Annotated in this window: 19 protein-coding genes and 3 tRNA genes; 5 read left to right on the forward strand and 17 right to left on the reverse strand. The window is 32.0% G+C overall.

From position 1 onward, the window contains the following. Nucleotides 1–28 precede the first annotated feature (28 nt). From L987_RS00015 to L987_RS00075, 14 genes are all read right to left on the reverse strand, one after another. Nucleotides 29–232: a hypothetical protein gene (locus tag L987_RS00015; RefSeq protein ID WP_047502224.1), complete on the reverse strand. Its 204-nt coding sequence runs from the start codon at nucleotides 230–232 to the stop codon at nucleotides 29–31. Between the two features lie 12 nt (nucleotides 233–244). After that, nucleotides 245–511, reverse strand: coding sequence for a hypothetical protein (locus L987_RS00020; protein ID WP_047502226.1), 267 nt, complete (start codon nucleotides 509–511; stop codon nucleotides 245–247). Nucleotides 512–800: 289 nt separating this feature from the next. After that, nucleotides 801–2,126, reverse strand: coding sequence for a DNA primase family protein (locus L987_RS00025; protein ID WP_047502229.1), 1,326 nt, complete (start codon nucleotides 2,124–2,126; stop codon nucleotides 801–803). Between the two features lie 14 nt (nucleotides 2,127–2,140). Beyond that, complete coding sequence (locus tag L987_RS00030) at nucleotides 2,141–3,028, reverse strand: hypothetical protein (RefSeq protein ID WP_047502232.1); 888 nt, start codon at nucleotides 3,026–3,028, stop codon at nucleotides 2,141–2,143. Continuing rightward, complete coding sequence (locus tag L987_RS00035) at nucleotides 3,018–3,218, reverse strand: hypothetical protein (RefSeq protein ID WP_047502235.1); 201 nt, start codon at nucleotides 3,216–3,218, stop codon at nucleotides 3,018–3,020. The genes L987_RS00030 and L987_RS00035 overlap by 11 nt, the downstream gene beginning before the upstream one ends. 14 nt (nucleotides 3,219–3,232) lie before the next feature. After that, the gene (locus tag L987_RS00040) at nucleotides 3,233–3,622 is read right to left on the reverse strand and encodes a single-stranded DNA-binding protein (protein WP_047502238.1); all 390 of its coding nucleotides are present in this window, start codon (nucleotides 3,620–3,622) and stop codon (nucleotides 3,233–3,235) included. Then, nucleotides 3,622–4,242 carry a Sak single strand annealing protein gene (locus L987_RS00045; RefSeq protein WP_047502240.1) on the reverse strand — a complete coding sequence of 207 codons (621 nt, stop codon included), beginning with the start codon at nucleotides 4,240–4,242 and terminating at the stop codon, nucleotides 3,622–3,624. Before L987_RS00045 ends, L987_RS00040 begins: the two co-directional genes overlap by 1 nt. Then, nucleotides 4,235–4,459 (reverse strand): DUF2483 family protein, encoded by a 225-nt coding sequence (locus tag L987_RS00050; protein ID WP_047502243.1) that lies wholly within the window; start codon nucleotides 4,457–4,459, stop codon nucleotides 4,235–4,237. Before L987_RS00050 ends, L987_RS00045 begins: the two co-directional genes overlap by 8 nt. Further along, nucleotides 4,459–5,667: a helicase-related protein gene (locus tag L987_RS00055; protein ID WP_052190924.1), complete on the reverse strand. Its 1,209-nt coding sequence runs from the start codon at nucleotides 5,665–5,667 to the stop codon at nucleotides 4,459–4,461. Before L987_RS00055 ends, L987_RS00050 begins: the two co-directional genes overlap by 1 nt. Then, nucleotides 5,667–6,026, reverse strand: coding sequence for a VRR-NUC domain-containing protein (locus L987_RS00060; RefSeq protein WP_052190926.1), 360 nt, complete (start codon nucleotides 6,024–6,026; stop codon nucleotides 5,667–5,669). Before L987_RS00060 ends, L987_RS00055 begins: the two co-directional genes overlap by 1 nt. Before the next feature lie 61 nt (nucleotides 6,027–6,087). Then, entirely contained in the window at nucleotides 6,088–6,261 is a 174-nt protein-coding gene (locus L987_RS13620) for a hypothetical protein (RefSeq protein WP_156105193.1), read from the reverse strand. An 11-nt stretch (nucleotides 6,262–6,272) separates the two neighbouring features. Continuing rightward, on the reverse strand, nucleotides 6,273–6,557 hold the full coding sequence (locus L987_RS00065) for a DUF771 domain-containing protein (RefSeq protein ID WP_080773291.1): 285 nt from the start codon (nucleotides 6,555–6,557) through the stop codon (nucleotides 6,273–6,275). Nucleotides 6,558–6,778: 221 nt separating this feature from the next. Next, nucleotides 6,779–6,967 carry a hypothetical protein gene (locus L987_RS00070; protein ID WP_047502246.1) on the reverse strand — a complete coding sequence of 63 codons (189 nt, stop codon included), beginning with the start codon at nucleotides 6,965–6,967 and terminating at the stop codon, nucleotides 6,779–6,781. Between the two features lie 12 nt (nucleotides 6,968–6,979). After that, nucleotides 6,980–7,219: a helix-turn-helix domain-containing protein gene (locus L987_RS00075; RefSeq protein ID WP_041080104.1), complete on the reverse strand. Its 240-nt coding sequence runs from the start codon at nucleotides 7,217–7,219 to the stop codon at nucleotides 6,980–6,982. Between the two features lie 175 nt (nucleotides 7,220–7,394). Here L987_RS00075 and L987_RS00080 point away from each other — a divergent pair, with 175 nt between their 5' ends. The 5 genes from L987_RS00080 to L987_RS00100 all read left to right on the forward strand — a co-directional run bounded on the left by L987_RS00080 (nucleotide 7,395) and on the right by L987_RS00100 (nucleotide 11,081). Beyond that, nucleotides 7,395–7,736 (forward strand): helix-turn-helix domain-containing protein, encoded by a 342-nt coding sequence (locus tag L987_RS00080; RefSeq protein ID WP_047502251.1) that lies wholly within the window; start codon nucleotides 7,395–7,397, stop codon nucleotides 7,734–7,736. Nucleotides 7,737–7,739: 3 nt separating this feature from the next. Further along, a complete protein-coding gene (locus tag L987_RS00085; protein WP_047502254.1) occupies nucleotides 7,740–8,204 on the forward strand; it encodes a toxin in 465 nt (154 codons plus the stop codon). Nucleotides 8,205–8,215: 11 nt separating this feature from the next. Continuing rightward, nucleotides 8,216–9,211: a DUF3644 domain-containing protein gene (locus tag L987_RS00090; protein ID WP_047502257.1), complete on the forward strand. Its 996-nt coding sequence runs from the start codon at nucleotides 8,216–8,218 to the stop codon at nucleotides 9,209–9,211. A 161-nt stretch (nucleotides 9,212–9,372) separates the two neighbouring features. Further along, a complete protein-coding gene (locus L987_RS00095; RefSeq protein WP_047502260.1) occupies nucleotides 9,373–9,915 on the forward strand; it encodes a type II toxin-antitoxin system PemK/MazF family toxin in 543 nt (180 codons plus the stop codon). Between the two features lie 134 nt (nucleotides 9,916–10,049). Further along, nucleotides 10,050–11,081, forward strand: coding sequence for a tyrosine-type recombinase/integrase (locus L987_RS00100; RefSeq protein WP_047502264.1), 1,032 nt, complete (start codon nucleotides 10,050–10,052; stop codon nucleotides 11,079–11,081). 173 nt (nucleotides 11,082–11,254) lie between these two features. Here L987_RS00100 and L987_RS00105 read toward each other — a convergent pair. The 3 genes from L987_RS00105 to L987_RS00115 form a co-directional block, all read right to left on the reverse strand. After that, nucleotides 11,255–11,343, reverse strand: a tRNA-Ser gene (locus L987_RS00105). Nucleotides 11,344–11,382: 39 nt separating this feature from the next. Next, nucleotides 11,383–11,454 (reverse strand) — tRNA-Glu (locus tag L987_RS00110). Between the two features lie 4 nt (nucleotides 11,455–11,458). After that, nucleotides 11,459–11,533 (reverse strand) — tRNA-Asn (locus tag L987_RS00115). Between the last annotated feature and the right edge of the window lie 66 nt (nucleotides 11,534–11,599).

Genomic DNA, 11,599 nt, shown 5'->3' on the forward strand with positions numbered 1-11,599 from the left:
CATTCTTGTTGGCATATTATTTGTCCTCCTAATAATCCTTAACTTGTACGTCTGATACTTGTCTGAACTTAATATCTTCAAATCCTAGTAACTCTGGGTTGTTTACATACTTTTTATATAACTTATCTGCTTCACTGTTACTTATTTCTTCTAAGTCGTAATTGTCTGCCACAGGTACCGTCACTTCCTGTTCAACTTCCACTTTGATTTGTAGTGTGATTGTTTGTTCCATGGGAATCACCTTCTATTTCTGATTATTCTGAATAAATTCTAGATATCCTTTTACTCTTTGAATAACTTCTTCAAATTCACCATGTGCTATTCGTTTATAACTTCTACGTTTGCTACTATTTAATAGATACGTTTCTCTCCAAGCCATCCATCTTTTATCTATCCATTCAACATATACAGTTGATGTTCTGCTTATCGAGCAAAGATATATTTCGTTTGTTATGCCAATGATCAATCCAGCTTCTTTAGCTTTTAGGTCGTAATTTATAATTTCAGCCATATTCAATTCTCTTTCCTTGTTCCAGTTACTGTTCCAAAATTAATACTTTTATTTTTAAAATTGGAACACCTTTATTCTTACTCCCCCAACACTTACAAGAGCCTGTTCCAAAAGTTCCAGTATTTTCAACTTCTCACTCATATAATCTTTATCTATATTTCTTATATATATACTTATTTTTCTATAGACTTAAAAAAAGTGGAACAATTGGAACAACTGGAACTAAGACTGATATGAAAGGGTTTATCTGTTCCAAAACTTAAATATTTATGGAACACTATTGGAACACTTATTCTTTTGATACTCTATCTCTATGAACAAAACACCATTGAGGGTTAGCGTAATCTTCTAATCTCAATTTTTTATCTATATATTCTTTTTCTAAAACTTGTTTCCGAAACTCTTTTCTAATAAGTGGCTTCTTGTAACCTTCAAAATTTGCCCATTCCCTGTATTCTTCATATGCATCAGAAATCCTTTTGCCATCTAAATCGAAGTCATCAAGAAAAGCAGCTAATGGATCGTTACTTTTTCTAAATTCTTCCATTTCATCCTGTACAACAGTGGGTAAAAATATGCCGTTATTCTTCAATACTTTTTGTAATCCCTGTAAAGCGATGTTGAACAAATATGACTTGGCTTCTTCTGTTGTTACTTTATCGGGAAGATGTGGATCTTCTTTCGATGTGCCTCTAATACGCGCATTGAATGGAACAATGATTAATCTGTCGAACACACCATTACTGTTTTCATACCAACGTGGTATGCCGTTTGCACTGAATACAAGTTTGGCATAGTTACTAAATGCGAATACATCTTGTCCTTTGTATGCAGCTAACACTGGCTCACCTGTTGAAAGTTTTTTGAAGTTAGATGCATCATCAACACTTTTTAGAGGTATATCATCACCAGCATTTAATAGTTTGTGGTGTAATGATGAAACGTTAAATTGTTCTGTTAACGCTTGTAGCGAAACGCTAGATGTATTTTCGTTGCCAACTAACGCTTGCATCATTCTTAAAAGCAAAGATTTACCGTTACCACCACTACCTACAAATAGAAATGACTTGCCAATGAAGTTTTGTTTGAATAATAAGTAACCGAATATTTGGGTAAACATTTCCACAACTTCGCTATCTTCATTAGCTATCGTAAATAAAGTTTCAGAAACTACATCAGATTTGGCATCTACATCATAGTTAACATTAAAACGTGCTGTAAAAATTAAATCTGGTGAATGTGGTATGATCTCTTGTTTCTTAATATCGAACACACCATTTTTTAATGGAATTAGATAAGGTGTTTCTTCTTCTTTATGAGGTGCCATTGTTCGTAAATATTCTAATACTTCAGTTTGTTGTGTTCGTCTTAGTTTAGGTATCTGAGTAACCATTGCATGCTTTATTAATCGTTCATCATCAATGTAGATACCGTCTTTATATACATGAAGTCTGTTGTTAATGTTAATGACGTGATACTTACTCATGATGTATTCTGCAAATTCATTGTGATGAAACTTAGGTTGTTGATTATCTTCCTTTTTGAAGAATCTTGCTTCATTATCTTGAATGATGCTTTCTGTTTGTTTTTCTGCAAACTCATAGATGTTATCCATGTAATCCTCCTTTCTTACTTGATAGGGGCATACTGTAGTTTGTTATTATTACAATGCGTTTTATATATACCGTTAAAATGATGTAGTAATTTTTCTTCTTCTAAAGGTGGATGATTTTGCATATTCCACATACTCAATAATTCATAAGCTACGTCACGACTAAATTTGTTTATGAACAGTCCTGCCATTGCTTCTGTTGCGTGAGTACGTTGCCCATCGCCTACACCTTTGAGTAAGTTTATCCACTCGTCATCTTCTTTACTTCGTTTATGTGTGCCTTTCTTACGTATTGTTTCTTCTTGTTCTTGAATACGTTTTGCATGTTCAACTAATGGCTGAGGATCTAACAACTCGTTATCAGAATAATGTAGTTGGTAGTTACTTCCGTCATCTTCAGTTGTAGGTAGGTTCATCGCATGACATTGTGAAACACTTGCTGGGTCATAAAAGACTACTGACTTGCTATCTTTGTATTTGTCTTTTTCTAATTCACTTTTCATCTTCAAAAATTTGAGAATGAACAATGTGACTTGCTTATAATATTTAGATTCAATTTCTTCTTTTAAAGGTATACACAATCTATAACGTTGTTCGTTTTCAGTGTGGCTATGCGTTGGGTAAATTACATATGCAAATTGAAATCTGTCTTTAATAAATGATGGGAATTTGATTGTGTTAGGAATATCGTCAACATCAATCGTTATCATGCTTCTAGTTTTTGTTTGCTCATTGTTTCTATATGTGGCGTAACCAGCCACCATTACACCAGCACTTCCTTTATCTGCATGTGTTTTAACATTTGATAGCGTGTTAATTAACTCTTGAAAGGTAAGTTGATAATGTAATGGATTAGCTACGTCACTATGGTTTTTAAAATATGTGATAGTATGTTTAATAGTCATCTGAATCAATCACTTTTGTATTGCCAGTTACGTCGAAAACTTTCTCACAGTCATCGCGAAAATCTACTATGTGCCATTTATCAAGATATACTTCTTCCGCTGTATCTTCTGACGGTAAGTAATCGTAAATATCATCATATATCTGTATAATTTCATTTAATTTTTTAGTTACATAATCTTTATGAGTCATTTGATTATCCTCCTCTAGAACGGCAATTCGTCTTGTAAGTCGTTTGTTCCGTTAGCGAATGCATTGTTTTGTTTTTGGTTGCTGTTTTGTGTTTTCTTCTCAACGAATGTTACTTGGTTTACAACAACATCGGTTGTAAATACTTTCTTGCCATCTTTGCCATCAAAACTACCAGTTTGAATAGATCCTGTAATAGCTATTTTTTGACCTTTACTAAAATTATTTGCAATAATTTCTGCTGTTTTACCGAATGCTTTACAAGTCAGGAAATCTGTTTCGTATTCATTTGTTTGTTTATTTTTGAATGGACGTTGTATCGCTACTCTGAAATTCGCTACGTTATTGTTTTGTCCTTTAAGTTCTACGTCTGCTACTAAATTTCCTACGCCATTAAATTGATTCATTATTTATCATCCTTATTATTTTTATAGTATTGAATGCCATTATCTAATCTCACTAACGCTTCTTCTGCGTCTGCGCTTGATAACTTATTACTTATATTCATTTTCTTTTTAAGTTGTGTTTCTGTGATTTCCATTAAAGGTGCTAACTCTTTCACTTTGTTATCAACATTTTTAAGTTCAGATTCACTTGCCGATTCAAACGGTTGTTCTGGCATAACGTCACCGTTATAGATATATAAACCTAAACCGTGTAATGCTGCAGCCTTTACGAAACAACGTTTATAAGTTTTGTTAATTTGGAACATATCAGCTTGTTTATATGGAACAGCTTTGTTTTTAAAATCTAATACTGGTAATGTTTCTGTTTCAGTTTGACCTTTTATTGTTATAGATACCGTCACGCTATAACCTTCTGGTGTAGCTAGATATGGTACAAAGTATTGCTCATTAGAAACTTCCGGATGAGGATACTCGTGTACTTTAACTGTGTAATTAGGGTCTACTTTCATTAATTCTTGATGTGTATATGACCATGAAAGGTAAGATAATCCGTTCTTTTTATCTACATGATCATTAACGTTTAATTGATTTAATTGTTCAAAAAGTGATTGTTCACTCATCCGTGTTCAACTCCTCGTACTCAGTAGATTCTTTTACTGTTTTTTTAACCGCAACATGGTAATCCATATTAATAGTTGCTTCTTCCATTCCATTAAATTCTCTAGCACGTTGTCTATTAGTTGAATAACTTATTTCTGGATTACTGTCGCTAGGCTTATTCGTTATATATATAGGAATATCTCTATGTCGAATGAGATATGTGACTGTTTCTTTCATCACTTAACCTCCTCTAGTAAATATAGTTTTTCATCAAAGTCCTTTTTGTCACTCAATGCTTTCCATACTTGAGTTTCAATCGTACCTTTAGTTTTGTATTTGATAATCTCTACTCTGTCATGTCCACCATGCCTGATACATCTTCCGCGAGATTGTTGATATTGTGTGAAACTGTATGTTGGGCAGTAGTAAATAACTTGGCTAGCGTACTTCAATTCGATTGCAGCACTGCCAGCTTGAATTTGTACTAATGTGACACTATTAGTTAAAGTTGAGCGTTCATCTTGTGTTGGTAATTCAAAGTTTTGCCCACTTACTTCGTATATTTTTTTATTTAATTTGCTAATCATTTGTAGTAGGTTATCTTTTTCTTTTGTGAACTGATAAAAAATAACTACATTATCGTTCGTGCTTTCTAACAATTCTTTGGTATAATCTACTTTCGCTTTTTGATTAGATAAGTAACGTAAAGTCGCTGCTAGTTTCGGCGGGCTATCTAATATGATTTGTTCGTTGTCCACTTCAATAACTCTATCTTTAGCTGCCTTTTTATAAGTTGTAGATTTATTAAACTCAACAAAACGTTCAGTAACTTGTGGCAAGTCTACAAAGTATGAAGTTTCTTTCATAGTTGATATTGATTGCCAAATACTTTCCAACTTATCAGTGTTTTGAAAATCTACAATTTGCTTAATAGATCTACCGCCAAAATGTTTAGTTTCGTAAACTGCATGATTTCTTAGAAATTCAGTTTTATTTTTATAGAAACCGAATATGATTAGATAATTCATAAACTTTTCCCAATTCTCACCGGGCGTTGCTGACAACATTGAAAAGTTAGTTGATGCCTTGCATAATTTTTGTGCTGCTTTACCTCTATTGCTTGTTGGATTCATAAAGTAATGCGCTTCATCTAAAATCACAAAGTAATCTTTAAATTTCGAATATTCTTTAGCAAGCATTGAAGATGCTACAACTTCATATTTAATTTCGATATTTTCATGTTGCTCGACCTTTTGTATTTCGTAATCCCATTCATTACTTTTCTTCTTAGTTGGAGGGCAAACTATAAGTAATGGCTCATTAGCTTTATGTTTCAAGTAATGGTAAATTGAAATTAATGATTTACCTGAGCTGGTACCTAAAGCAAAATAATGTGATGGATTAGCTTCGTTCAACACTTTTTCTTGTGTTGGATATAAAATCACTAGTTAACACCCATTTGATTTGCCATACTTATAGCTGTCTGAATGTTTTTCCATGCGCCCTCAGTTATTAATGTGTCTATTGTTTCGATTAAATCTTCTACATATGAAGTATCGTTAGCTACTATTGCTATTGTTCCATGTTGCTTTAATGAATCTATTTGTGCGATTTGAATAGGTTTTATTCTTCCACCTTTTTCACGCTTAACTTCAATGAATATTGCAATGCCTTTATAAATTGCGAATAAGTCAGGTATACCAACTGGAACACCAGGACTTCCACCATGTGTTTTCATAACAAAAGAGCCATTACTCTCAAGAAATCTACGTATCTTGTTTTCAACTTTTTTCTCAGGTCCCAATTGCAAACCTCCAAACTATGATATATAATCAAGTTATTAAATTTATTAACTATTTGATCCGTTAGCAATTGCCGTTGCTAGCGGTCTTTTTTTCTGTGTAATAGCTGTTCCAAAATGCGTAACTACCAATGAAACTTATAACGCTAATTACTAAACTGTAATGAAAATCGAATGTGACAAGTGCAAACAACATTGTGAATAGTATTGCTGTTGACCATGCTAAAATGTGCTTCATGTTAATCCTCCTTAATTAAATATTTCTGAAAAGTTTTCCTTTAAAAATTTCTGCATTGGCTCTCTGTTGAATGCCCATTTGCCTCCATCTGGATAGTAAACAAAGTGTTTAAGTTGCTTAATGTATTTTGGATTGTCTAATATATTTTTCATCAACCATTGATATCCAAATCCAGTTTCATCTATCAAATCTTGCATCGACCACCAGATTGGTTTTTCTTTTTCTTGTAGCTCGTTGTATTCTTCTCGAGTAATTAACACATATTCTTCTGGGATCGTTACTGTAAGTTGTGTCATCTTAACCACTCCTTTCTGATATAATTTATTTATCGCTACTGCGATAGTGGGTGGTGATATTTTCATGCCTAAAAAATCTGGTATATCAATTGATTTTGATAAAAAACAATTTGATAAAGATTTTCGGAAAGCTGTAGATAAAGAATTATCTAATTTTGATAAAAAGATGAATTGTCCCAACTGTGATAAGAAAGTGACTTTCAAATTTAAAAATCATAAAGCTAAATGTCCGAAGTGTCGTTTTGAACTTGTTCTAAATCAAAAGTAAGTTTAAATTGATTTAACTTATCAAAATCTTTTTTTAAAACTGCAATGTCTTTTTGGATTGTCTCTAGCAATTCATCTAGTTCATTGCGGTTTTTCATTTTGATGTTCATTTCAATTACATTCTTTTTCTTTCTTTTGAACATTCCGTTTCCTCCTTATGTCACTTGCTTTCGTTTCATTTTTGAGACGTTATGATTAAAAAAATATTCATCCATGCTAATATCTAACACTTCACAAATCGCACTTGCTTCATCGATAGTAAAATTACTTTTATTTCTATTGATTTTTTGACTGAATCTTGCAGGGTTCATGCCAATTAAATCAGCTACTTCTTTGTGACGAATATCTTCTTTTTCAAGTAACAATCTTAATTTCTTGTATCTCTGGTTACTCATTGTTTGACCTCCTTTCGTCTCATTTATGAGATTACACCATGAATAATACACGCTTATATTTTCGGTGTCAACAAATAAATTTCATTTTTGAGAAAAAAGTTTGTAAAAAGTGTTGCAAATTTGAGAACAAACTTATATAATAAGTTTGTAAAATACAAATCAAGGAGATACTTATATGACAACTTTCTCAGAAAATCTATTCAAACTTAGAAAATCACATGACCTATCACTAAAAGAATTGAGTGACAGACTTAACAATAAATATGAATTGAAATTTTCTAAAGCATCGATTGATAGATGGGAAAAAGGGATTACAAGCCCGTCAATGGATCACGCAAGTGCGTTAGCAGATTATTTTAATATATCCCTTGATGAGTTGAGTGGACGAAAAGATTTACATGTTGAAAAGCCACAAACGATGGCAGCGCACTTAAACGGAGAATTACACAATGAAGAAGATATTAAGTATATTATGGAATTAATTGAAAGATTGAAACGCGAAGATAAAGGGGAATGATTTATGTCTCATTACGAAAATTTAATGATTGAGCATAGTTACTTACAAATTAAAGATTGTCATAAACTACCAAATGGTTATGAGGGTTTTTATTCAGATGGATACGTACTTATAGACAAAACATTGCCTTATCATAAAAAAGTACAAGTACTTGCAGAAGAAGTCGCCCACCACAAATTAACTTGGGGAGACATTACTGACCAAACAAAATTTAATAATCGTAAATTTGAAGGATATGCCAGACGTTATGCTATGGAGCAAATTATTTCGTTACAGGGAATTGTGGATGCATTTAAAAACGGTTGCCACAATTTGTATGAAATCGCCCTATTCTTTGAAGTATCAAAAAGTTATGTGTTAGATGCTATTGAGCATTACAAAATGAAGTACGGATTATCCACATACTATAAAGGTTATGTAATTAAGTTTGAGCCATTGCAAGTTTTTCAATATAAAAATTTAGAATAAGGAGAAATGGGATGGAAAAAGAAGACTTAAAAGAAAGGTTACTTATAAAAAGCCAAGAGGCTTTTATTATGGGATTAGAACTTTACAACAAACCAACCATCGTATATAGGATAGAAGGATTTAGTTTCTTTATTTGTAACGCATGGGAATTGATGCTAAAAGCTAAACTACTTAATGATGATAAAAGTATATATTATCCAGATAAGCCTAATCGTACATTGAATTTGTTTGATGTAGTAAAAAAAGTATATACAGATAAGCGACAGCCCTTAAGAATAAATTTAGAAAAAATAATTGATTTAAGGAATATAAGCACACATTTAGTAACTGAAGATTACGAGTCAGTATACGCTCCATTTTTCCAAGCTAATATTATAAAATATGCAGAACAGTTGCAACGTTTTCATAATATCGATATAACTGAAAAAATACCACAAAACTTTTTAACCTTATCTGTAAATGTGAATTTACTAAACAACGATGAGATTCGTGGTAAATATTCCCAAGCAGTAGCAGAAAGGTTGATTACTCAAAAAAATGATTTAGCAATTTCACAAGAATTTAGTAATTCTAACGATTTGGTAATACCAATTCAAAATTCAATTATCATCACTAAAGATCCTGGTAAAGCCGATTTATCAATAAATATCAACAAAAATTCTTCAATAAACGGTACTATTTTTAAGGAACTTAAAGACCCTAATGACAAATATAGATTAAGCTTCAACAATGTAATAGACGCAATAAATAGCCAAATGACTGCTAAAAGTTTAAAATTCAATTATTTAGATAGTAAAGGGGAACATAAATTTAATAGTCACACTTTAAATTTACTAATTAAGTTTTATAATATGAAAAACGATGACAAGTATACTTACCATTTTGCAGGAGCCACACGTTATTCACAACAAGCAGTTGAGTTTATAATAAATCAAATTAAAAATGATCCGAATGTTATAAACAACATTAAAAAGGCAAATAAAAAAAAGATAACCCCAGGGTCATAGGAATTCTCAGCTTTCGCCTACCCCCATTCGGGGACCCAGAGCTAATCCTTCTCGAGTTATCTTAATTACATTATAAGACATATCTACTTGTAATTCAATATTTTTCTGGGCAGTCACCACTGCCCTATATATTTTTATCTTTTTTAGGAGGGAAATTTGATATGGCAACTCAGAATTATAAAGTATTCAAAAGAGGTTCGATAATATACTTAGATTTAGGCAAAGGAATAGGACATGAATTCTCTTTCAAACATTTTTGTTTAGTTATAACAAACAAAGATAATCATAGAAACAGTAAACTAACTGTTATACCTTTAACTTCTAAAAGTAAGCATAGTGAGAAAGTTAATGTATCTCTATTAGATCACTTTTTAAAAGATTTTAAAAATAAACATAATGCAGATAAAATCGAACTTGGTAAAATAAAAAATAAATTAAAATTATTAAAAAACGGAGATTTAAAATCATTAATTGAATTAAGTCATCAAGTTACTTTATTAGAAAATAGCGTTGGAGAGTATGATGCTATTGAAAGTAAAATTAACAATTTAATAAACAAAAGTTCTTATGCAAAAACAAAAGATATAATCACAATTAGCAAAAACAGAATATTAAATTATATCAAAAATTTAGATACAGAAATAAGATTGCCAAAAAATGAAACTGATAGATTAGTGAAGTTATCTTTTGATAATTTTATTTGATTATAACCTTTAATTAATATATAATGCAGATATCGAGGACTTTAGGTCCACTTATTTTGATTAGAGCTTTAGGCTCATAAGGCGTCTGTATATTATACAGGCGTCTTTTTTTATCTTTTTTAGGAGGAATTACAATGACAGTCAAGAAGCAAGGAAATAAATGGCGCTATGATTTCGTTTTAAATGGTAAACGTTATAGAAAATCGGGATTTACGAAGAAAATAGACGCAACTATAGCAATGAATGACGCTTTCGAAAAAGCTAATAAAGGATTTGCCCAAGATGATAAAACACCGTTTGTGAAATACTTTATTTCATGGATAGAAATTCACAAAGAACCCTATCTAACACCTAAATCAGTGAAAACATACTATAATGCAAAGAATGTTTTTGAAGAACACTTTGGTAACTTAGCATTAAAAGATTTAACTAAAACGAAATATCAAGAATTAATTAACTCATATGCAAGTACACGAACTACAGAATCAGTTAGAAAGTTAAATTACTGCTTACGTTCTGCCATACAAGATGCGTTACACGAAGGAATCATATATAAAGACCCTACTTATAAGGTTAATATTAAAGGTGCGGTTAAAGAACAACCTGAAGAAGATAAATTTATGCAGCTAGAATATTTCTATAAATTAAAAAAATATGCAAAGAGTCAAAATAAATTATCCTACCTTTTTATATATTTAGCTATTGTAACTGGTGCTAGATTTAGCGAAATTCAGAAAATGAGATACAAAGATTTCGATTTAGAAAATGAAACTGTTCATATTAGAGGTACTAAAAATGTTACGTCAGATCGTGTTATTAAAATATCACGTGAAGACATTAAACATGTTAGACAAGTATTAAACCACTTCCCTATTAATTTAGATGGAGATATATTCAGAACTGGTGCATCGTTAATTACACATAATGCAGTTTCTAAAGTGTTACAACGTTTCTGTTTAAATAATAGGATAGGTAATTATACATTGCACGCCATACGTCATACACACTGTTCAATGTTAATACACGAGGGAATATCGATATATTATATTTCAAAACGATTAGGACATGCAGATATAACTACCACCCTATCGACATATAGTCATTTATTAGAAGAAAGTCAAAAGCAAGAAGAAACGAAAACGCTAGAAGCCTTGCGTAGCATGTGATAAAGAGATTCTATGTCAACGAAAAGTAGATTTTGACATGGTTTTATTATTTTTTTACGCCAATTTGACATGTTGTTGACATAAATTATAAAAAGTAATGCAAAATAAAAACACCAAAACCCTATTATATCAGAGTTTACGGTGTCTCAAGAAAGCTAAAATTATGTAAAAAACGGAGAGTGAGGGATTCGAACCCTCGAGACGCTTGTGGCGCCTACACACTTTCCAGGCGTGCTCCTTCGGCCAACTCGGACAACTCTCCATATAAAAAAACAGAAGCGATAATTCACTTCTGTTTATATGACCCCGACGGGACTCGAACCCGTGTTACCGCCGTGAAAGGGCGGTGTCTTAACCGCTTGACCACGGGGCCATAATGGCTCCACAGGTAGGACTCGAACCTACGACCGATCGGTTAACAGCCGATAGCTCTACCACTGAGCTACTGTGGAATAATCAAATTGCCTGGCAACGTCCTACTCTTGCGGAACGTAAGTCCGACTACCATCGGCGCTAAG

The organism is Staphylococcus sp. ZWU0021, assembly GCF_000798895.1.
Taxonomy (GTDB): Bacteria; Bacillota; Bacilli; order Staphylococcales; family Staphylococcaceae; genus Staphylococcus; species Staphylococcus saprophyticus.

What these genes read in the sequence shown, in the direction of transcription:
- L987_RS13620 (WP_156105193.1), bottom strand. Translation starts at nt 6,261, where the DNA reads ATGAAGCACATTTTAGCATGGTCAACAGCAATACTATTCACAATGTTG.
- L987_RS00030 (WP_047502232.1), bottom strand. Translation starts at nt 3,028, where the DNA reads ATGACTATTAAACATACTATCACATATTTTAAAAACCATAGTGACGTA.
- L987_RS00045 (WP_047502240.1), bottom strand. Translation starts at nt 4,242, where the DNA reads ATGAGTGAACAATCACTTTTTGAACAATTAAATCAATTAAACGTTAAT.
- L987_RS00025 (WP_047502229.1), bottom strand. Translation starts at nt 2,126, where the DNA reads ATGGATAACATCTATGAGTTTGCAGAAAAACAAACAGAAAGCATCATT.
- L987_RS00050 (WP_047502243.1), bottom strand. Translation starts at nt 4,459, where the DNA reads ATGAAAGAAACAGTCACATATCTCATTCGACATAGAGATATTCCTATA.
- L987_RS00040 (WP_047502238.1), bottom strand. Translation starts at nt 3,622, where the DNA reads ATGAATCAATTTAATGGCGTAGGAAATTTAGTAGCAGACGTAGAACTT.
- L987_RS00035 (WP_047502235.1), bottom strand. Translation starts at nt 3,218, where the DNA reads ATGACTCATAAAGATTATGTAACTAAAAAATTAAATGAAATTATACAG.
- L987_RS00095 (WP_047502260.1), top strand. Translation starts at nt 9,373, where the DNA reads ATGGCAACTCAGAATTATAAAGTATTCAAAAGAGGTTCGATAATATAC.
- L987_RS00020 (WP_047502226.1), bottom strand. Translation starts at nt 511, where the DNA reads ATGGCTGAAATTATAAATTACGACCTAAAAGCTAAAGAAGCTGGATTG.
- L987_RS00065 (WP_080773291.1), bottom strand. Translation starts at nt 6,557, where the DNA reads ATGACACAACTTACAGTAACGATCCCAGAAGAATATGTGTTAATTACT.
- L987_RS00080 (WP_047502251.1), top strand. Translation starts at nt 7,395, where the DNA reads ATGACAACTTTCTCAGAAAATCTATTCAAACTTAGAAAATCACATGAC.
- L987_RS00075 (WP_041080104.1), bottom strand. Translation starts at nt 7,219, where the DNA reads ATGAGTAACCAGAGATACAAGAAATTAAGATTGTTACTTGAAAAAGAA.
- L987_RS00100 (WP_047502264.1), top strand. Translation starts at nt 10,050, where the DNA reads ATGACAGTCAAGAAGCAAGGAAATAAATGGCGCTATGATTTCGTTTTA.
- L987_RS00085 (WP_047502254.1), top strand. Translation starts at nt 7,740, where the DNA reads ATGTCTCATTACGAAAATTTAATGATTGAGCATAGTTACTTACAAATT.
- L987_RS00070 (WP_047502246.1), bottom strand. Translation starts at nt 6,967, where the DNA reads ATGTTCAAAAGAAAGAAAAAGAATGTAATTGAAATGAACATCAAAATG.
- L987_RS00015 (WP_047502224.1), bottom strand. Translation starts at nt 232, where the DNA reads ATGGAACAAACAATCACACTACAAATCAAAGTGGAAGTTGAACAGGAA.
- L987_RS00090 (WP_047502257.1), top strand. Translation starts at nt 8,216, where the DNA reads ATGGAAAAAGAAGACTTAAAAGAAAGGTTACTTATAAAAAGCCAAGAG.